We start from the raw sequence: 18,432 nt of genomic DNA on the forward strand, positions 1-18,432 counted from the left end.
TCACGCCGGTTGCACCGTTGCGGCCACGGAGGGATCGCGGGGCTCGTGAACCTCCGCAGGTGGTTCGGGCGCGTAGAGTTCCTCGATCTCGGCGGCGTACTTGGCCATGATCGGTTTGCGCTTCAGCTTCATCGTCAGCGTGATCTCGTCGCCGCCGGGCTCCCATAACGTCGGCAGCACCCGGAAGCGCTTGATCTGTTCGACCCGCGAGAGTTTGGCGTTGCCCGCGGCCACCCCGGCGGCGATCCGGGCGATGACCTCCGGGTGGGCCGCCAGGGCTTCGGGCGAGGCGTCGGAAAGCCCATGCTGGGCGGCGTACGGTCCGACCGATTCGGCGTCGAAGACCATCAGCGCGGCGTTGTACGGTCGCCCGTCGCCGATCGTGATCATGGCGCCGACCATCGGGCAGGCGGCCAGGATGGCGTTCTCAATGTTGGCCGGGGACATGTTCTTTCCGGCCGCGTTGATGATCAATTCCTTCTTGCGGTCCACGATGCGCAGGTAGCCGTCGTCGTCGACCTCGAGGATGTCGCCGGTGTGCAGCCAGCCCTCGGCGTCGATCGCCTCGGCGGTCTTCGCGGGTTCCTTGCGGTAGCCCTTCATCACCAGCGGGCCGCGGATCAGGTACTCGCCGTCCTCGGCGATCTTGCCCTCCAGCCCCGGAAGCAGCTTGCCGACGGTGCCCAGCCGGGCGACGCTCGGATGGCTCACGCTGGCAACGCAACTCAGCTCCGACATCCCCCAGAGCTCGGCGATCGGAATGCCGATGCCGAGGAAGAACGCCAGTGTCTCCCTGGGTATCGGGGCCGCGCCCGACACCGCCCAGCGCAGCTCGCCGAAGCCGAGCCGTTCGCGCAGTTTCGACAGCACCAGCTCGTCGGCCTTGGCCCACTCGGCGGCTACGTCGTCGGGCATGGGCTGGCCGGCCAGTTCGGCGTCGGCGCGCTTGGCCGCCACCGACATCGCCCATTGCAACACCTGCCGCTTGACTTCGTCGGTCTCGTGGCTGACGGTGAATTCGATTGCAGCCTTGAGCTTTTCCCACACCCGCGGCACCGCGCCCCATACCGTGGGTCGCGCGTCGGGCAGCGCGGCGGCGATGGCCTTCACGTCGGAGATCACCGTCACCCGGGAGCCGAACACCTCCAGCCCGTAGAGCGCCATCACCCTGTCGGCGATGTGCGCCGACGGCAGGAACGACGTGACCCGCTCGCCGAAGCCGACCGGCAGGACGGTGTAGAGGGCGAACAGCTCGAACAGCAGATTGGTGTGGGTCATCTCCACGCCCTTGGGGTTTCCGGTGGTCCCCGAGGTGTAGATCAGCGTGGCGACGTCGTCGGGCCGCACCGCCCGCCAGGTGGACTCGAAGTCGAAATCGGCTGGCGCGGCGGCATACAGCTCGTCCACCGAGATGGTGCCGGGCGGCGAACCGTCGATGCAGACGATGTGCTCGATGTCCGCGCCGCTGGCGCGAATGCGGTCCACGTATTGCTCCTCGCAGATCGCGACTTTGGTGCCGGCGTTGCCGAACAGGTATGTGAGCTGCTCGGCGGGCAGCGTGTTGTATACGGAAAACGAAGTGGCACCGACGTGTTGGGCGCCGATTTCGAGTGGGTAGAACTCGATCCGGTTGGCCATCATCAGTGAAACCGTGTCGCCGCGCCGGACTCCCAGACCCGCCAGGCCCGCGGCGACCTTGCGCACCTGCTCCGCGAGCTCCCGCCACGTCAGCGTCTGGGTGTCACCCGGCGTGCGCAGCGCGACGGCGTCGGGATCGATGGACGCGGTGCGCTGGAACGCCTCGCACACCGTGGCCGGACGCTCGGGTGTCGTCATGTGCGTTCTCCTTTTGCGTCGGCGCTGCCCTTCGTGAGCGTACGTCCGCGATCGCCGGGCGCGGAATAGGTTGCGCGATTTCTCCGGCGCGCCAACGTCGCCGGTCAGCGGCACCGAGTACGTTGTCGATCATGCGGCCCGATCGAGGCGTTGACGTCAGCGACCTCTCGCCGCTGGAGCAGACCGCATTGCTGACGCAGTACGCGCGGGCGCTCGACAACCGATGGCCGCGGCACGGCCGGAGGCCGCGATCGATCCTGCGCGACGAGCTCGCCGACGACATCGTGAGAAGGATCGACTACGACTTCGACGGGCTCGGCGTGCCCATGAGCGTGGTATGCCAGGCGTCCCTGCGCGCGAAGATGCTCGACGACCGAGTGCGGGCCTTCACCGCCGCGCACCCCAACGCCGTCGTGGTGGACCTCGGCGCGGGTTTGGACACGGGCCTGTTCCGGGTGGACCCGCCGGCCGCGGTCGATTGGTACAGCGTCGACCTGGCGGGCGTCATCGCGTTGCGTGACCGGCTGATGCCGCCCCACCAGCGGGCCCACTCGGTCACCGCATCGGTGGCCGATGACAGCTGGCCCAACGCCATCCCGGGCGGCCGGCCCACGATGGTGATCGCCGACGGGCTGTTCGCGTTCCTGTCCGAGCCGGTGATCGCCGGTGTCTTTCACCGCGTCACCGAGCACTTCACGTCCGGGGAGCTGGCCTTCAACGACTACGGGCGCATCGGCTGGTTCAGCCGGCTGGCGGTCAAGCTGGCCCCGCAGCAGATGTTCAGCAGCGTCGGCGCCCAGTGGGGCTATCCGGGGTTCAAGGACGCCCGGGTGCCACAGATATGGAATCCACGCCTGACGCTGGTCGAAGAGGCCAGCCTGGCACACGCGCCCGAGGTCGACGTGTTTCCGGGCTGGATTCGGTTGGCTACCAAGGTATCCGGCAAGTTCGCGGCATTCGCCCGCAAGGCCCGCATCCTGCGCTACAAGTTCTGAGTCTCCAGCGGGCTGTGAATGCCGCACGTGCAGGCGTCGATCGACGGGCACGTACAGCGCATTCCCCATTCGATGACGGCACGAGCCCGGGCCAGCGACGCCATCTGCGCATCGATTTCGGCGAGCTTGGCCTCGGCCAGCGCGCGGCTGGCGGGGCGTCCCGGGGCGTCATCGGCGAACAGCACCTGGATCTCCTCGAGAGCGAACCCGGCGGACTTGCAGAGCCCGATCACCTCGAGCCGGGCCAGCACCGCGTCGTCGTAGCGGCGCTGACCGCCCAGCCGCGTCGGCGCCGGCACCAGCCCGATGCGCTCGTAGTAGCGCAGCGTGGTCGCGGCGACCCCGGCCTGGCGCGCGACCTCGCCGATCGTCAGGCGTGCGCCCATCCGTCCTCCCGAGAATTCCATGCTTGACTTAGAGTCAACTCTAAGTTGTTGACTGTGTCCATGGATCACCCCCTCGCCGAACTGAGCGCCGCCCGCTACGCCCTGCTCCGATCGTTTCGCCGCGACGGCACGCCCGTGGACACCCCGATCTGGTTCGGGTTCGACGGCGATGCGCTGGTATTCCGGACGAAGGTAGGCCCGAAGACCCGGCGGCTGGCCGCGCGCCGCGAGGTCGAACTCGCCGCGTGCGACTACCGGGGCCGGGTGCGCCGCGGCGCGACGACGGTCGCGGGCCGGGCCACCATCCTGTGCGGCGCCGACGCCGAGCGGGCCAACCGGGCGCTGCACCGGCGGTATGGCTGGCAGTGGAACATCGTGCCGCTGATCAAGGTGCCCGGAGTGACGAACGTCCACCAGGACCTGTGCCTGCGCGAGAAACTGCGCCGCGCGCGTGACCGCGGAGTGTGGGCGGACAGCGCCATCGTCCGGGTGGATCCGGCATGACACCCACGACACTGGTGCCCGACCCCGTCCGCTCCCCCAGCGTTCTCCAATGCTGCAGCGCCGCTGCCGGACTCGTCCGTGGCCTGGTGCGGCCGCGGCGCCTCGATCGGCGCTTCGTCCGTAGCGTCGTCGACGCGGGCCTGCCGGATCCCCGGGGCACCGTGAGCGTGCGGGCGCTGCCGCAAGTGCCGCGTTTGGTGCCGACCGCCGCGATCGTCGAGGGCACGTGGAAGCCCGCCCGCATCGAGAACTCGCTGACGTCGTTCGTCGTCACGCATCCGGAGGCAACGTTCATCGTCGATCCCGCGGTGTGCCTCGACGTCGAGCACCGGGCGATCGCCCAGCTGCCCGCGGTCCTGCGCGCCGTGGTCCGCCCGCCCGCCGACACCATCCCCACGATCACGGCCCTGACCGGGCTGCCCGAAACGCCTCGACTGGATTTCGCGTTGCCCACGCACGCCCACTGGGACCACGTGTCCGGGCTGCTGGATATGCCCGACCTGCCTGTCCACCTGCACCGCGTCGAAACGGAGTGGATCGGTTCCGGGCCCGTCGCCCCCGTCGGCGGCGTCCGCGACTCGCTGCGCGATCGGCCCGTCATCGAATACGAGCTGGACGGTCCGCCGGTGCTGACCTTCGGCAGCAGCCGCGACCTGTTCGGGGACAGTTCGGTCATCCTGGTGGACCTGGCCGGACATACGCCGGGCAGCATCGGTGTGCTCGTCCATACCGGGCAGGGATGGATCCTGATCGCCGGCGACGCGGCGTGGCACCACTTGCAGATCGAGAAGGTCCGGCAAAAGTCAAGCTACCCCGGCGTTTTGGTGGACGAGGACCGCGAGCAGACCTTCCGAACACTGCAGCGACTTCATCTCGCACGGCATGCGGTGAGGATCATCCCCACCCACGACCACCAAGCGGCGCTGCAGCTCCCGACCTAGCTGTCCAGGACGAAGATGGGCTTGTGGCCGGGGGTGTCCGAAGTCAGGACGCCGGGGATGTCGTCCCAGGCGTAGATCCCGCTGGTGATTAGCTCGGGGTGCAGCGTCCCCGCAGCGACAGCGTCGAGCGTGGGCGTCATGTTCGGCCGGGCTTGGCCCTTGCCGTTGTGGAAGTGGACGCCGCGCAGGTACAGCTGCAACAGCGGCAGCGTCACATCTTGAAAGTAGATGCCCACGCTGTTGACGTGGCCCTCGGGCACGACGGAGAGCAGGGCCTTTCGCAGGCGGTCGGGGTCCGCCGTCGCGTCCACCGCCACGTGAAAGTCCTTCTCCCGCTTGCCGTTGACGTCGCACACCTCCGCACCGAGCTTTTCGGCGACGGCCATGCGGGTGGAATCGTCGTCGTAGTACACGGTGCGCGCGCCGGCGCAGTGGACGGCGACGTCGACGCAGTACAGGCCGATCGATCCCGTTCCGCCGAAGACGGCGACCTGCGGGTCGTCGATCCCGGCGATGGTCGGCATGACCGTTTCCCAGCCCAGGGCGAGGTTGTCGCCGATCGACGCCAGGTGTATCGGGTCGATGCCGGCCGGTAACGGCGCGAGGTTGTAGTCGGCGTAGGGCACGCGGATCAGCTCGGAAAACGTTCCGCCCCAGAACCCGTTGACCGGAAGACCGAACTGGGCGTCGCCGTGGCGCAGGCAGCGGGCGGGGTGCCCGAGTCGGCATTGCGCGCAGGTGCCGCACGCGATGTGCCAGGCCACGCCGACGACGTCCCCGACGCTGATGTCGGTGCAGTCGGGGCCGAGCTCGACGAGGGTGCCGACGCACTCGTGGCCGAGCGGGAACGGCCCCAGCCCGAGAACGGGGTCTTGTCGGCGACGACGTGGTGATCGAGGTCGCAGGTCGTGGCCGCGAGCGGGCGCACCAGCGCGTCGGACGGCGCGAGGATCGTCGGATCATCGACATCATCGAAACGGAGTTGCCCAGGGGCGACGAACATCAGACTTCGCACGGAACCTCCTCGCTATAACGCTCGTTATAGCAGTTCACCGTATGTTATAACGGACGTTATAGCAAGGAGGTCGGCATGCCGGAGAACTCTGTCGCCCGCGAACGCATGGTGGTCGGCGCCGCCGACATGATCAGCCGGCGCGGGCTCAACGCCACCAGCGTGCGAGAGCTGGCCAAGCACACCAGCGCCCCGCTCGGTTCGACGTACCACTACTTCCCCGGCGGGAAATACGACCTGGCCGCCGAGGCGGTGCAATGGGCAGACGACCTCACCGTCCGCATTCTGACCAAAGAGCTGCGGGCCGGCCCGGTTGCCGGACTGCAGGAATTTCTACGAATGTGGCGAAACGTGGTGCTGAACAGTGAGTTTCACGCCGGCTGTCCGGTTCTCGCGGTTTCGGTTGAAGATCTGCCCGACGGGCAGACCGCACCTCGCGACGCCGCAGCCGTTGCCTTCGGCCATTGGACAGCGCTGCTGGCGGAATCGATGCGCGAGCACGGTGTGAACGCGCCGGAGGCCGAGCGCATCGCGACCCTGATCGTCGCGGCCGTCGAAGGAACCGTGGCCATGTGCCGCGCTCAGCGCAGCATCGAGCCGCTGGATCAGGTGGCCGCGGAGCTCACGCAGATCGTCGAGCGCGCCCTGCCGTCCTAGCCCCCCAGGCAGCCCGGGCCGAGCAGCTCCTTGAGGTCGCCCATCAGCGCCGGCGAGGGGGTCACCCGCAGCGAGGCGTCCAGCTCGAGCGTCGTGATGCGATCCCCGCTAATGAGCCGCAGATGCACCTGCGAGGTCCCCGGGTGCCGGGCCAACACCTGCTTGAGCGCGCTCACCTTGTCCAGCGTGCACTGCCGGGTGGGCAGGCTGACCGCCAGCGGCCGGTCCGGCTGGGCGTTCGAAAAGTCGGGCACCACAAGGTCGTTGGCGATCAGCGCGATCCGGTCGTCGCGGATCGCGACCTTGGCGTTGACCAGCACCACCGCGTCGTCGACGATGTCGCCGCCGTAGGCGGAATACGCGTGCGGGAAAAACATCACCTCGATGCCACCGGTGAGGTCCTCCAATTGCGCTGACGCCCAGGGCATTCCGTTCTTGTTGACCCGCCGGTTCACCGAGGCGAGGATGCCGCCCACCCGCACCTGGGTTTCATTGGGGATATCGCCGTCGAGGATCGCCGGGATGGCGGTGTCGACCTGCGCGGCCAGCAGGTGCGCCACCCGGTTGAGCGGATGCCCGGACACGTACAGCCCCAGCATCTCGCGTTCCAGCGCCAGCTTGTGCTTGTCCTCCCACTCGTCGTCGGGCACCTTGATGGTGAACACCGCGTCCGTGGTGCCGGCATCGCCCCCGCCGAAAAGGTCGAACTGCCCCATCGCCTCGGCCTTCTTGGTGCCCAGCACCGAGTCGACGGCGTCGGTGTGGACCAGGAACAGGCCCTTGCGGGCATGCCCGAGCGAATCGAACGCGCCCGCCTTGATCAGCGATTCGGTGACCTTCTTGTTGCACGCCGAAATGTCGATCTTGTTCAGGTAATCCGAGAAATCGGTGAACTTGCCCTTGTCCGAACGGGTGCCGATCAACGACGTCACGACGTTGGCCCCGACGTTGCGCACCGCCCCCAAGCCGTAGCGGATGTCTTGGCCCACCGACGCAAAGTTCAGACCCGACTCGTTGACGTCGGGCGGCAACACCGTGATCCCGAGCTTGCGGCAGTCCGCCAGATACACGGCCGCCTTGTCTTTGTCGTCGCCCACCGAGGTCAGCAGGCCGGCCATGTACTCGGCGGGATAGTTGGCCTTGAGGTAGGCGGTCCAGTACGAGACCATGCCGTAGCCCGCGGCGTGTGACTTGTTGAATGCGTAGTCGGCGAACGGAAGGATGGTGTCCCACAACGCTTTAATCGCTCCGGCGGAGAACCCGTTGGACTGCATCCCCGCCGCGAAGCCCTCGTACTCCTTGTCGAGCACCTCGCGCTTCTTCTTACCCATCGCCTTGCGCAGAATGTCGGCTCGGGCCAGCGAGTAGCCGGCCACCTTCTGCGCGATGCGCATGATCTGCTCTTGGTAGACGATCAGGCCGTAGGTCTCGGCCAGGATCTCTTCGAGCGGTTCGGCCAGCTCGGGGTGAATGGGCCGGATCGCCTGGCGGCCGTTCTTGCGGTCGGCGTAGTCGTTGTGCGCGTTCTGGCCCATCGGGCCGGGCCGGTACAGCGCGATGACGGCGACGACGTCTTCGAACCCGGTTGGTTGCATGCGGCGCAGCAGGTCGCGCATCGGCCCGCCGTCGAGCTGGAACACGCCCAGGGTCTCGCCGCGGCCCAGCAGCTCGTAGGTGGCCTTGTCATCGAGCGGCACCGATTCCAGGTCGAGGTCAATTCCCTTGTTGGCCTTGATGTTCTCGATCGCGTCGCCGATGATCGTCAGGTTGCGCAGGCCCAGGAAGTCCATCTTCAGCAGGCCGATGGCCTCGCACGACGGGTAGTCCCAGCCGGTGATGATGGCCCCGTCCTGCGGCCGCTTCCACAGCGGGATGGCATCGGTCAGCGGCTCGCTGCTCATGATCACCGCGCAGGCGTGTACGCCGGCGTTGCGGATCAGGCCCTCCAGGCCGCGGGCGGTCTGATAGATGGTGCGCACGTCGGGGTCGGTTTCGATCAGCCCGCGGACCTCGGCGGCCTCCTTGTACCGCTCGTGGTTGGGGTCGGTGATGCCCGACAGCGGAATGTCCTTGGCCATGATCGCCGGCGGCAGCGCCTTGGTGATCCGGTCGGCGATCGCGAAGCCGGGCTGGCCGTAGTGGATCCGCGCCGAATCCTTCAGCGCCGCTTTGGTTTTGATGGTTCCGAACGTGATGACCTGGGCGACGCGGTCCGAGCCCCACTTGTCGGCGGCGTAGCGCACCATCTCGCCGCGGCGGCGGTCGTCGAAGTCGATGTCGATGTCGGGCATCGAGGTGCGTTCGGGGTTGAGGAACCGCTCGAACAGCAGCCCGTGCGGGATCGGGTCGATGTCGGTGATGCCCAGGGCGTAGGCGACCAGCGATCCGGCGGCCGAGCCGCGGCCCGGGCCCACCCGGATTCCCACCGAGCGCGCGTAGTTGATCAGGTCGGCGACGATCAGGAAGTACGACGGGAAGCCCTTGTCGCAGATGACGCCGATCTCGTAGGCCGCCCGCTGTTCGTAACCGTCCGGGGCGCCGGCGGGAAACCGGCGGGCCAGCCCGGCGTCCACCTCGTGCCGCAGCCAGGAGGCTTGGTCGTGCCCGTCGGGAACCGGGAAGACCGGCATCCGGTCGCGCGGGGCCCACACGTCGGCGTAGGACTGCACCCGCTCGGCGATCAGCAGCGTGGAGTCGCACGCGCCGGGCACCTGGTCGTCCCAGATCTGGCGCATCTCGGCGGCCGACTTCAGGTAGTAGCCGTCGCCGTCGAACTTGAACCGATTGGGATCCGACAGCGTCTTGCCGGTCTGCACGCACAGCAACGCCTCGTGGTTGTGCGCGGCGTCGCGGGTGACGTAGTGGCAGTCGTTGGTGGCCAGCGGCGGGATGCCCAGCGTGCGGCCGATTTCGAGCAACCCGTCGCGCACCCGGCGCTCGATTTCCAGGCCGTGGTCCATCAGCTCGAGGAAGTAGTTGTCGGGCCCCACGATCTCGCGCCACCGGGCGGCTGCCTCCAGCGCCTCGCGGTCCTGGCCCAGCCGCAGCCGGGTCTGCACCTCCCCCGAGGGGCAGCCGGTGGTGATGATGATGCCTTCGGCGTGCTCGGCGATCAGCTCGGCATCCATCCGCGACCACTTGCTCAGCTGGCCCTCGAAGGAGGCCAGCGACGACAGCTTGAAAAGGTTGCGCAGCCCCGTCGCGTTCTCGGCCACCATCGTCAGGTGCGTGTAGGAGCCGCTGCCGGAGACGTCGTCGGACTTCTGGCTGGGGTCACCCCAGGTGACCCGGCGGGTGTCGAAGCGTGAACCCGGCGCGATGTAGGCCTCGACGCCGATGATCGGCTTGATCCCGGCGGACGTCGCCGCGTTGTAGAACTCGCTGGCGCCGAACATGTTTCCGTGATCGGTCATGCCGATCGCGGGCATTCCCAGCCGTTCCGCCTCGGCGAGCATCGGCGTGATCTTCGCGGCACCGTCCAGCATCGAGTACTCGGTGTGGTTATGCAGGTGCACGAAGGAGGAGTTCATAGGGACGCCAGTCTATGACCGAGCACCGACGCATCCGGGCGTGTCGGGGAAGTGTGTCTCAAGACGTTTCTGGCTACCCGTCCAGGATGCCTCGCCGGCGCGTTTTCGTGCCGGAGCGGCGTGGCTAGCGTGTCGTCGCCGGCCGTCACCCATACTTCTCGACGAACAGCTGCAACGACTTCTGCACGTCGCCCTTGACGGCGCGGGCCGCGGCCGATCCCACCGGACCGAACAGCGGACGTCCGCCCAGCTCAAGACGCAGGCCCAGGGTGGAACCGTCCTTCGTGGGCCGCACGGTGAGGGTGACACCGTATTTCGTCCCGCCCTTGCCCGCACCGGACATCGCGACCTCGTGGGGCGGGTCCCATTTCGTCACGGTCCAGGTCACCCGATTGCGCATGCCCTTGGCCCGCGCCACGCCCACGATCTGGGTGCCCTCGGCGATCTCGTCGGGCAGCTCGCTGCGCCAGCCCTCGTGCATGACGAGCCACTCGCCCAAGTCCGAGAGATCCGACACGTGATCCCACATGTCCTGCGGGCTCATCGGCATGTCGGCGGTCATGTCAACGGCGGCCATCAGCGGGTGGGCCCCCCGCGAAAACGGTTGCCGATCCGGATCGCGGGCAGCAGCAGGCTGCGTGGCGCGAAGCGGCCGCTGGTACTGACCACCTTCGGCACGACGCCCGGCACGACGCTGCGCCGGCCCGCAAGCATCCCACCGATCGCGGCCTCGGCGACGTCGGAGGGTGAGACCTGCGCAATGGAAAGGCTGAAGCGTTCGGCGTTGGCGATCTCGGCCCACTCGGTGGGAACCGGTCCCGGGCACAGCACTGTGACCGACACGCCCGAGCCGTGCAGCTCCTCGTGGATGGCTTCGGAAAACGTCTGCACGAAGGCCTTGGTGGCCGAATACACCGCCATGAAGGGCATCGGCTGGAATCCCGCGATCGACGCGATGTTCAGCACCGCCCCGGCCCCGCGTTCCACCATGCCGGGCAGGACGGCGTGGGTGAGCTCCATCAACGCCAACGCGTTGAGCGTGACCTCCTCGCTCTCCCGTTCGAGCGGCAACGTGTAGAAGACGCCGCTGGTGCCGAAACCGGCGCTGTTGCACAGGCCGGCGATCGGCTCGCTGCTCAGCCGGTTCGCCAATTTGGTGCGGGCTTTGAGGTCGCTGAGGTCCAGCGGCAGCACCTCGACCGCGACCGAGTACTCCGCGCCCACCTCGTTGGCGAGTTCGTCGAGCCGCTCGCGGCGGCGCGCGACCAGCAACAGCGGGAAGCCGCGGCGCGCCAGGCCGCGGGCCAGTTCGGCGCCGATGCCGGAGGAGGCGCCGGTGATGACGACGGTGGTGTCGGTGTCGGGTTTCGGAAGGCTCATAGTGTCACCAATGGATCCCGCGCGTCGCCCGCACGAACGTCTCGCTCCGTTTGTCGAATTGCTTCGAATCCTTTGTGTCGGTTGCGGATTCGCCGCCCTTGGCGGCGTCGGAGTCTTCGAACATGCCGAAGGCGCGGTTGCGCACCAGGTCCATGACGGCGGGGTTGACCGCATCGGCGAGGGCGGCGAACTGCCCGAACGGTGAACTTGCCCGTCGCGGCCGGTGCACGATGGCGTCGGTGATCACGCCGGCGGCCTGATCCGGTGTCAGCGCCGGGAACTTGTCGTACATCTTGGTGGGGCTGATCATCGGCGTGCGCACCAGCGCCATGTGCACGGTGGTGAACTTGATGTCGTCGTTGACGACTTCGGCCTGCAGCGCGTCGCACAGGCTGTCCAGCGCCGCCTTGCTCGCGATGTAGGCGCCGAAGCGCGGGGCGCGGGTCTGCACCCCGACCGAGGACACGTTGATGATCTGCCCGAAGCCGCGCTCGCGCATGCCCGGAATGAACTTGAGGATGAGCTGGACCGCGCCGAGGTAGTTGAGCTGCATGGTCCGCTGGTAGTCGTGGATGCGGTCGTAGGACAGCTCCAGGGAGCGCCGGATGGAGCGGCCCGCATTGTTGACCAGGATGTCGACGCCGCCGAGCTCGTCGAGCACCCGATCGGCCATCCCCGCGATGGCGTCCATGTCGGTCAGGTCGCACGAGTACACGTGAGCGGTTCCGCCGTCGCCCTGAATCTCGTCGGCGACCTTCTCCAGGTTTTCCATCGTGCGGGCGACCAGCGCGACGATCCCGCCCGCCTCCGCGATCTTCTTCGCCGCGGCCGCACCGATGCCCGACGATCCCCCGGTGATGAGGATGGTCTTGCCGTCGACCGCGTCCTCGAGCGTGCGGCCCTGCACCGCGTCGAGCAGATTGCGCAAATAGAAGGGCCGATATCGCCCGGCGGAGTTGGGGGTATTGATGATGTTGGAGACCGCCGCGAACGGCTTTTCCACCAAGTTCGTCAGGTCACCGAGATTCATCGGGCGTCGCTCCTGTGACGTAGGCCATAAAGCCAACCTAGGACATAGCTCGGCGATTGGCTGCAGATTGCGGGCAAGCGCACCGGAGATAGCGGCAATCCGCTTGTTACAGCGAGTAATCCGGGTGTGATCGCACACTAACTGACGGGCAACGCCGCGATGATCACCTGGTGACATGAGATTACTGGCGCGCTTCCGCGAGCCCGAGCCGGCGAGCATCTACGACCGGATCGGCGGGCACGAGGCGATCGAAGTCGTGGTCGAGGACTTCTACGTTCGGGTGCTTGCCGATGCTCAACTGTCGGGCTTCTTCGCCGGATCGAACATGAACCGCCTCAAAGGCAAGCAGGTCGAGTTCTTCGCCGCCGCCCTCGGCGGGCCCGAGCCCTACACGGGTGCACCGATGAAAGAGGTGCACCGGGGCCGTGGAATCACCATGTATCACTTCGGTCTGGTGGCCGGGCACCTGGCCGACGCGCTGACCGCCGCCGGAGTGCCACCTTCGACGGTGACCGAGATACTCGGCACCGTCGCACCGCTGGCTCCCGAGATCGCGTCCGGGGAGAGCACCGCCGCCAAGGTGTAGGGGGCTGCCGCCACGGCAGGGTTGATCGCCTGGTCCCCTTCGGCGCATCGTGTTACGCGCGGAATGGCGTGATACGCCCCCGCTATCGATCAATCTCCACCACGGTTGCCAAACCAGTAGCCGATGACCGTGCCCGCTATTCCGGTAATCGGTGCCATCAGTGCGGAGAAATCGGCGGGCGTCAGATGGACCAGCATGCCGACGAGTGGTGCGACCACCAGAGCCGCCACAATGACCACTATGACGAACCCACGCCCGCGCGCCTCCTGAACTTTCCGTCGCACTTCATACAAGCGTTCAACATCGTCGGCGGTCGCATTTTCCGGCACTATGTCTGAGAAGGTACTGAATAAGCCCCAGCCCCGGTTGGTAATAGGCTGACCTGCGCCTAGGGTATCCCGGAGCGACACGAGGGACGCTGTGTTCCCTGTTTGTAAGTACTCGTTTTCAGCTTCGCAAAGTAACAGCTGCTCTACCCGTTCTTTAGTTGTCAGGCGTCGAGTGGGAATGCCGAAAATGTGAACGCGGGTGGGAACACCCCGTATAACTTCGCTTCTTGTTCTGCCAGCTTTCCGGGTTATCTCCTGTGCCGAGCTTGTCTCGGAGTGGTCCGGCGGCTGCGTCATCACATGCCCTTCTGCGTCCTTCGAGTACGGCAAGAAGTATGGCACCACGAATTTCACCGCAAAACGATCGCGGTTAACGCTCGGGCACAGCGAGATTGCCGTCATGGCTGTGATTGCGCCGTGGGGCACGACCCTGGCGGCAATCTCACCGACTATCGACGGGGCGGCCCGTTTGTGGCGAGAATTCCTTGCATGTCTCGCACATTCGACGACCTGGTGGCCGAAGCCGATTCGGTATCGGTCGACGGTTGGGATTTCTCGTGGCTCGACGGCCGCGCGACCGAGGAACGACCGTCCTGGGGCTATCAACGTCTGCTGAGCCACCGCTTGGCGACCGTCTCGGCTGCGCTGGACATTCACACCGGCGGCGGGGAGGTGCTGGCCGGTGCGAGGCCGTTCCCGCCGACGATGGCCGCTATCGAGACGTGGCCGCCGAACGCCGCGCTCGCGACCAAGCTGCTGCATCCGCTCGGCGTGGTGGTCGTGGCGATGCGCGACGAGCCGCCGTTGCCGTTCGCCAACGAGTCGTTCGACCTGGTGACCAGCCGGCACCCCGTCTCGGTGTGGTGGACCGAGATCGCTCGGGTGCTGCGGCCCGGGGGCAGCTACTTCGCGCAGCACATCGGACCCGCCACGATGGGCGAGCTGGTCGAGTACTTCATCGGACCGCAGCCGGAGAAATGGGCCGAATTTCACCCGGACGCCGTCCGCTCGCAGATCCAAGCCGGGGGTCTGGAGATCGTCGACGTGCGCATGGAACGGCTGCGCGCCGAGTTCTTCGACATCGGCGCGGTTGTCTACTTCCTGCGCAAAGTGGTTTGGACGGTGCCGGATTTCAGCGTCGACCGCTATCGCGAGCGACTCCGGGAACTGAACGAGCTCATCGAGACCGAGGGCTCCTTCGTCGCCCACCCCACCCGCGTCCTAGTCGAGGCCCGCAAGTCGGGGTGATACTCGGGTCTCCGCACCCGCCGAGCCTGTAATTCTGCAGAAGAAGTGCGAGACAGGGCCTGCAAAATTACGGGCTCGGCGAATCCCGTTGGGCGTTTGAGCGCCGATCAGCCCTCGTCGCGCAACACATCCAGCGCGTGCTGCAAGTCCGGCGGATAGGGGCTGACGATCTCGAGGCGCCGGCCGTCGGCCGGATGGGCGAATGCCAAAGAGCGTGCATGCAGCCATTGACGTTCCAGCCCAAGTCTTTTCGCAAGCTTCGGATCGGCGCCGTAGACCAGGTCGCCGCAGCACGGGTGATGCAACGCGGCGAAATGCACTCGGATCTGATGGGTGCGACCGGTTTCCAAATGAACGTCGAGCAGGCTGGCGGCGACGAACGCTTCGACGGTGTCGTAGTGGGTGAGGCTGTGCCGGCCGTCCTTCGTCACGGCGAACTTCCACTCGCCGCCGCGGTGCCGGCCGATCGGCGCGTCGATCGTCCCGCTGGACGGATCCGGATGTCCCTGCACCAGTGCGTGGTAGCGCTTGTCGACCGTGCGTTGTTTGAACGCGCGCTTGAGCACGGTGTAGGCGCGCTCGGAGATCGCCACCACCATCACCCCGGAGGTGCCGACGTCGAGTCGATGCACGATGCCCTGCCGCTCGGGCACGCCCGACGTCGTGATCCGGTAACCCGCGGCGGCCAGGCCGCCGAGCACCGTGGGCCCGGTCCAGCCCACCGACGCGTGCGCGGCCACCGCGGCCGGCTTGTCGACCGCGACGATGTCGTCGTCGGAATACAGAATCGTCATGCCCTCGATGTCGACCGGCGTGTTCTCCGGCGGCGCCGGCGCATCCGGGAGGCGCACCTGCAGCCAGGCGCCGGATGCCAGACGGTCGGACTTTCCCGCCGGCACGCCGTCCAGTTCGACGCCGCCGTCCTCGGCGAGGGCCGCCGCGGCGGTGCGGGACAGTCCCAGCAGGCGCGCCAGCCCGGCATCGACGCGCATGCCCGCCAGCCCTTCCGGAACGGGCATCGATCGCTCGGATGCCATCAGCGCCGGTCGGCCTTGGCCCGGCTGCCGGTTTCCCCGTCGGCCTTGCGCCGACCCACGGTGTCGAAGTCGAAGCCGAAAATAGACAGCGCGACGAGCAGGATCGCGCCGCCGACCACCGACGGGTCGGCGACGTTGAACACCGGCCACCAGCCGACGGACAGGAAGTCCACCACGTGTCCGCGCAGCGGCCCGGGTGCCCGGAAGAAGCGATCGACCAGGTTGCCCATCGCGCCGCCGAGGATCATCCCGAGTCCCACCGCCCACCAGGGCGACACCAGCCGCCGGCCCATCCAGAAGATGCCCACCACGACGCCGGTCGCGATCAGCGTCAGGAGCCAGGTGTATCCGGTTGCCATGGAGAACGCGGCCCCCGAGTTGCGCACCAGCGTCCAGGTGACCGTGTCGCCGATGATCGACACGGGCTGGCCCGGGGGCAGCAGCTTGACGGCGAGCACCTTGGTCACGATGTCCAGCACCAGCACCACCGCCGCGACCGTCAGCAGCAGGCGCAGCCGCCGCGGGGGGTTGTGCTGCTCGCCGGCCGCGGGCTCCACGCTGTCGTCAATGTCTCCCGTTGGTTCCTCGGACACCCCCCCATCATCCCCTAAGGCCGACAACGCATGCGGGATGATCCCACCATGGGCCGCCTCACCGTCGTCGCCACCGGCGGCACGATATCGACGAGCACCGGTGCCGACGGCGTGCGCCGTCCCAGCCACAGCGGGTCAGCGCTGACCTCCGGCCTGGACGTCGACGTCGTCGACCTGATGGCGGTCGACAGCTCGGAGCTGACACTGCCCGATTGGGATCGGATTCGCGCCGCGGTGCGCGCCGCAGTCGACGGCGGCGCCGACGGCGTGGTCATCACGCACGGCACCGACACGCTCGAGGAGACCGCGCTGTGGCTGGACCTCACCTACGACGGCACAGTTCCGGTCGTGCTGACCGGCGCCATGCGCAGCGCCGACGCCCCCGACGCCGACGGCCCGGGCAATCTGCGTGACGCGCTGGCGCTGGCGACCAGCCCGGCCGCCCGTGGCCTGGGCGTGCTCGTGTCGTTCGCCGGCCGGGTGTTGCAGCCGTTGGGCCTGCACAAGGTGGCCACCGCCGACCTCAGCGGCTTCGCCGGCCGGGTGCTCGGCAGCAGCTCGGGTGACACCGCGCTGACGGGCGACAAGGCGCGCCCGTATCTCGGTGATCTGAGCGCCGCGGACGCGCCGCGGGTCGACATCGCCGCGGCCTACCTGGGCAGTGACTCGGTGGCGCTGGACGCGTTTGTCGAAGCCGGGGCGCGCGCCGTCGTGCTGGAGGCGCTGGGTTCCGGCAACGCCGGCGCCGCTGTGATCGACGGCGTGCGCCGCCATTGCCGCAACGGCGTCGTGGTCGCGGTGTCCACGCGGGTCGCCGGGGCGCGGGTCGCCGCGGGGTACGGCCCGGGGCACGACCTGGTGGCGGCCGGCGCGGTGATGGTGCCGCGGCTGCGACCTGCCCAGGCCCGGGTGTTGTTGATGGCCGCGTTGGCCGCGGGGCTACCCGTCGCCGACGTCGTCGACCGCTGGGGCTGACACCTCAGCGGCGGCCTGCAGCGCGCCGACATAGTCCGGCCAGTCCAGGGAGTCGACCGGGTTGGCGCCGGTGAGCTCGTCGGTGTCGGCGGGAAACGTGCGGGCCTGGCCCGGGCCGGAGCCACGGGTCTCGAATCGCACCGTGACAACGCCGTGGCCCGCGCCCTGCACCCAACCGTGCCCGAGCTCGCGATGGGCGACGTCGTCACCGATGCGCCAGCGCGAGGGCTCGTCGGGCGGCGCGAACATCGCCTCGGTCGCGGTTTCTGGAGTTTCTGCGGGGTGTTCCTCTGACATCGACAGCTCCAGGTCGGGGAACAACGATTCCTGGCGCACGTCGCTGAGGCCCGAAAACCCCACGCCGACAAGCCGAATGGGCCCGATGTCGCGCGGATCGAGCAGCAGCCGCCGGGCCACCGCGATCAGCGCGCCGGCCTCGGTGGTCGCGTAGGGCAACGTCGCCGAGCGGGTCAGCGTGCTCATGTCCGACTTCTTCAGCTTCACCGTGACGGTGCGGGCGCCGCGGCCGTCGCGCAGCAGGCGTCGGTGCGCATGCTCGGCGATCGGGTCGATCGCGTCGCGCAGTTGCTCCAGGCTGGTCAGGTCGACGGCGAAGGTGGACTCGGAGCTGATCTGCTTGGCCTCGGCGCGCTCGGCGACCGGGCGGTCGTCGATGCCGCGGGCCAGGCGGTGCAGCGCCGGGCCGACCGTCGCGCCCAGGATGTTGGCGACCTCGGCGTCGGTCAGCGCGGCGAGCTGTCCGATCGTTTCGATGCCGAGCCGGTGCAGCTTCTCCTCGGCGACCGGGCCGATGCCCCACAGCCGGCGCACCGGCAACCCGCCGAGCAGCGGTTGTTCTTCGGCGCGCCGCACCACCCGGACGCCGTCGGGTTTGGCGAGGCCGGACGCGATCTTGGCGATCTGCTTGCCAGAGCCGGCGCCGACCGAGGCGATCAGGCCCGTCTCGTCGCGAATCCGCCGCCGCAAGTCCTCACAGAACGCCTCGACGTCGTCGGCAGACGCCCCGGCGAGCTGCGGCGGCTCACCGAAGGCCTCGTCGACGGACAGCTGCTCGACGACGGGCACCAGGCTGCGTACGGCATCGAAGACCCGCCGGCTGGCCACCCCGTACACCACGCCGCGCGGCGGCAACACCACCGCGGTCACGCCGACCAGGCGGCGGGCCTGATGCATCGGCATGGCCGACCTGGCGCCGAACACCCGCGCCTCATAGCTCGCGCCGGCCACCACGCCTCGCCCACCCAAGCCGCCGACCAACACCGGCCGCGCGCGCAGGGTCGGTCGGGTGAGTTGCTCGACGGAGGCGAAGAACGCGTCCATGTCCAGGTGCAGCACCCAGCGGGACTCCACAACCCTCGATGCTATTGGGGCT

Annotated in this window: 18 protein-coding genes; 7 read left to right on the forward strand and 11 right to left on the reverse strand. The window is 68.1% G+C overall.

Annotated features, from left to right (window positions below):
* A complete protein-coding gene (gene fadD11, locus A5747_RS07135; protein WP_076122956.1) occupies positions 1 to 1,836 on the reverse strand; it encodes a fatty acid--CoA ligase FadD11 in 1,836 nt (611 codons plus the stop codon).
* Between the two features lie 131 nt (positions 1,837 to 1,967).
* Between fadD11 and A5747_RS07140 the strand changes: the two genes are divergently transcribed.
* A complete protein-coding gene (locus A5747_RS07140; protein ID WP_076122957.1) occupies positions 1,968 to 2,831 on the forward strand; it encodes a class I SAM-dependent methyltransferase in 864 nt (287 codons plus the stop codon).
* Here the strand turns inward: A5747_RS07140 and A5747_RS07145 are convergent.
* Positions 2,819 to 3,217, reverse strand: coding sequence for a MerR family transcriptional regulator (locus A5747_RS07145; RefSeq protein ID WP_076122958.1), 399 nt, complete (start codon positions 3,215 to 3,217; stop codon positions 2,819 to 2,821). The two genes, A5747_RS07140 and A5747_RS07145, sit on opposite strands and share 13 nt — an antisense overlap.
* Positions 3,218 to 3,277: 60 nt before the next feature.
* Here A5747_RS07145 and A5747_RS07150 point away from each other — a divergent pair, with 60 nt between their 5' ends.
* Positions 3,278 to 3,721 carry a PPOX class F420-dependent oxidoreductase gene (locus A5747_RS07150; protein ID WP_076122959.1) on the forward strand — a complete coding sequence of 148 codons (444 nt, stop codon included), beginning with the start codon at positions 3,278 to 3,280 and terminating at the stop codon, positions 3,719 to 3,721.
* Positions 3,718 to 4,662 (forward strand): MBL fold metallo-hydrolase, encoded by a 945-nt coding sequence (locus A5747_RS07155; protein ID WP_076122960.1) that lies wholly within the window; start codon positions 3,718 to 3,720, stop codon positions 4,660 to 4,662. Before A5747_RS07150 ends, A5747_RS07155 begins: the two co-directional genes overlap by 4 nt.
* On the opposite strand, the gene A5747_RS07160 is transcribed toward A5747_RS07155, so the two are convergent.
* Positions 4,659 to 5,567 (reverse strand): alcohol dehydrogenase catalytic domain-containing protein, encoded by a 909-nt coding sequence (locus A5747_RS07160; protein WP_369805017.1) that lies wholly within the window; start codon positions 5,565 to 5,567, stop codon positions 4,659 to 4,661. The genes A5747_RS07155 and A5747_RS07160 overlap by 4 nt on opposite strands.
* A 185-nt stretch (positions 5,568 to 5,752) precedes the next feature.
* Between A5747_RS07160 and A5747_RS07165 the strand changes: the two genes are divergently transcribed.
* On the forward strand, positions 5,753 to 6,331 hold the full coding sequence (locus A5747_RS07165) for a TetR/AcrR family transcriptional regulator (RefSeq protein WP_076122961.1): 579 nt from the start codon (positions 5,753 to 5,755) through the stop codon (positions 6,329 to 6,331).
* Here the strand turns inward: A5747_RS07165 and dnaE are convergent.
* The 4 genes from dnaE to A5747_RS07185 form a co-directional block, all read right to left on the reverse strand.
* Positions 6,328 to 9,861, reverse strand: a complete 3,534-nt coding sequence (gene dnaE, locus A5747_RS07170) for a DNA polymerase III subunit alpha (RefSeq protein WP_076122962.1) — start codon at positions 9,859 to 9,861, stop codon at positions 6,328 to 6,330. The genes A5747_RS07165 and dnaE overlap by 4 nt on opposite strands.
* 145 nt (positions 9,862 to 10,006) lie before the next feature.
* The gene (locus A5747_RS07175) at positions 10,007 to 10,438 is read right to left on the reverse strand and encodes an SRPBCC family protein (protein ID WP_076061952.1); all 432 of its coding nucleotides are present in this window, start codon (positions 10,436 to 10,438) and stop codon (positions 10,007 to 10,009) included.
* Positions 10,438 to 11,241 carry an SDR family oxidoreductase gene (locus A5747_RS07180; RefSeq protein ID WP_076122963.1) on the reverse strand — a complete coding sequence of 268 codons (804 nt, stop codon included), beginning with the start codon at positions 11,239 to 11,241 and terminating at the stop codon, positions 10,438 to 10,440. Before A5747_RS07180 ends, A5747_RS07175 begins: the two co-directional genes overlap by 1 nt.
* Positions 11,242 to 11,245: 4 nt before the next feature.
* Positions 11,246 to 12,271, reverse strand: a complete 1,026-nt coding sequence (locus A5747_RS07185) for an SDR family NAD(P)-dependent oxidoreductase (protein WP_076122964.1) — start codon at positions 12,269 to 12,271, stop codon at positions 11,246 to 11,248.
* Between the two features lie 175 nt (positions 12,272 to 12,446).
* Between A5747_RS07185 and A5747_RS07190 the strand changes: the two genes are divergently transcribed.
* On the forward strand, positions 12,447 to 12,857 hold the full coding sequence (locus tag A5747_RS07190) for a group 1 truncated hemoglobin (protein ID WP_076122965.1): 411 nt from the start codon (positions 12,447 to 12,449) through the stop codon (positions 12,855 to 12,857).
* 89 nt (positions 12,858 to 12,946) lie between these two features.
* On the opposite strand, the gene A5747_RS24765 is transcribed toward A5747_RS07190, so the two are convergent.
* Positions 12,947 to 13,588, reverse strand: coding sequence for a hypothetical protein (locus tag A5747_RS24765; protein WP_142245476.1), 642 nt, complete (start codon positions 13,586 to 13,588; stop codon positions 12,947 to 12,949).
* Positions 13,589 to 13,675: 87 nt separating this feature from the next.
* Between A5747_RS24765 and A5747_RS07195 the strand changes: the two genes are divergently transcribed.
* A complete protein-coding gene (locus A5747_RS07195) occupies positions 13,676 to 14,434 on the forward strand; it encodes a class I SAM-dependent methyltransferase (RefSeq protein WP_076122966.1) in 759 nt (252 codons plus the stop codon).
* 107 nt (positions 14,435 to 14,541) lie between these two features.
* Here the strand turns inward: A5747_RS07195 and A5747_RS07200 are convergent, their stop codons facing one another.
* Together A5747_RS07200 and lspA are read right to left on the reverse strand one after the other, a co-directional pair.
* A complete protein-coding gene (locus A5747_RS07200; protein WP_142245477.1) occupies positions 14,542 to 15,471 on the reverse strand; it encodes an RluA family pseudouridine synthase in 930 nt (309 codons plus the stop codon).
* A complete protein-coding gene (lspA, locus tag A5747_RS07205) occupies positions 15,471 to 16,064 on the reverse strand; it encodes a signal peptidase II (protein ID WP_139333435.1) in 594 nt (197 codons plus the stop codon). The genes A5747_RS07200 and lspA overlap by 1 nt, the downstream gene beginning before the upstream one ends.
* Before the next feature lie 48 nt (positions 16,065 to 16,112).
* On the opposite strand from lspA, the gene A5747_RS07210 reads away from it, so the two are divergent.
* Positions 16,113 to 17,039: an asparaginase gene (locus A5747_RS07210; RefSeq protein ID WP_076122982.1), complete on the forward strand. Its 927-nt coding sequence runs from the start codon at positions 16,113 to 16,115 to the stop codon at positions 17,037 to 17,039.
* On the opposite strand, the gene A5747_RS07215 is transcribed toward A5747_RS07210, so the two are convergent.
* Positions 17,004 to 18,395, reverse strand: a complete 1,392-nt coding sequence (locus tag A5747_RS07215; protein WP_198938145.1) for a DNA polymerase IV — start codon at positions 18,393 to 18,395, stop codon at positions 17,004 to 17,006. The genes A5747_RS07210 and A5747_RS07215 overlap by 36 nt on opposite strands.
* Between the last annotated feature and the right edge of the window lie 37 nt (positions 18,396 to 18,432).

Origin of the sequence: Mycobacterium sp. IS-836, assembly GCF_001954275.1 — a bacterium.
GTDB lineage: Bacteria > Actinomycetota > Actinomycetes > Mycobacteriales > Mycobacteriaceae > Mycobacterium.

Excerpts from the sequence above, each read along its gene's own strand:
- A5747_RS07145 (WP_076122958.1), bottom strand. The coding sequence starts at position 3,217 with ATGGGCGCACGCCTGACGATCGGCGAGGTCGCGCGCCAGGCCGGGGTC.
- A5747_RS07155 (WP_076122960.1), top strand. The coding sequence starts at position 3,718 with ATGACACCCACGACACTGGTGCCCGACCCCGTCCGCTCCCCCAGCGTT.
- A5747_RS07150 (WP_076122959.1), top strand. The coding sequence starts at position 3,278 with ATGGATCACCCCCTCGCCGAACTGAGCGCCGCCCGCTACGCCCTGCTC.
- dnaE (WP_076122962.1), bottom strand. The coding sequence starts at position 9,861 with ATGAACTCCTCCTTCGTGCACCTGCATAACCACACCGAGTACTCGATG.
- A5747_RS07140 (WP_076122957.1), top strand. The coding sequence starts at position 1,968 with ATGCGGCCCGATCGAGGCGTTGACGTCAGCGACCTCTCGCCGCTGGAG.
- A5747_RS24765 (WP_142245476.1), bottom strand. The coding sequence starts at position 13,588 with ATGACGGCAATCTCGCTGTGCCCGAGCGTTAACCGCGATCGTTTTGCG.
- A5747_RS07180 (WP_076122963.1), bottom strand. The coding sequence starts at position 11,241 with ATGAGCCTTCCGAAACCCGACACCGACACCACCGTCGTCATCACCGGC.
- A5747_RS07165 (WP_076122961.1), top strand. The coding sequence starts at position 5,753 with ATGCCGGAGAACTCTGTCGCCCGCGAACGCATGGTGGTCGGCGCCGCC.
- A5747_RS07195 (WP_076122966.1), top strand. The coding sequence starts at position 13,676 with ATGTCTCGCACATTCGACGACCTGGTGGCCGAAGCCGATTCGGTATCG.
- A5747_RS07190 (WP_076122965.1), top strand. The coding sequence starts at position 12,447 with ATGAGATTACTGGCGCGCTTCCGCGAGCCCGAGCCGGCGAGCATCTAC.
- A5747_RS07175 (WP_076061952.1), bottom strand. The coding sequence starts at position 10,438 with ATGGCCGCCGTTGACATGACCGCCGACATGCCGATGAGCCCGCAGGAC.
- A5747_RS07210 (WP_076122982.1), top strand. The coding sequence starts at position 16,113 with ATGGGCCGCCTCACCGTCGTCGCCACCGGCGGCACGATATCGACGAGC.
- fadD11 (WP_076122956.1), bottom strand. The coding sequence starts at position 1,836 with ATGACGACACCCGAGCGTCCGGCCACGGTGTGCGAGGCGTTCCAGCGC.
- A5747_RS07185 (WP_076122964.1), bottom strand. The coding sequence starts at position 12,271 with ATGAATCTCGGTGACCTGACGAACTTGGTGGAAAAGCCGTTCGCGGCG.
- A5747_RS07200 (WP_142245477.1), bottom strand. The coding sequence starts at position 15,471 with ATGGCATCCGAGCGATCGATGCCCGTTCCGGAAGGGCTGGCGGGCATG.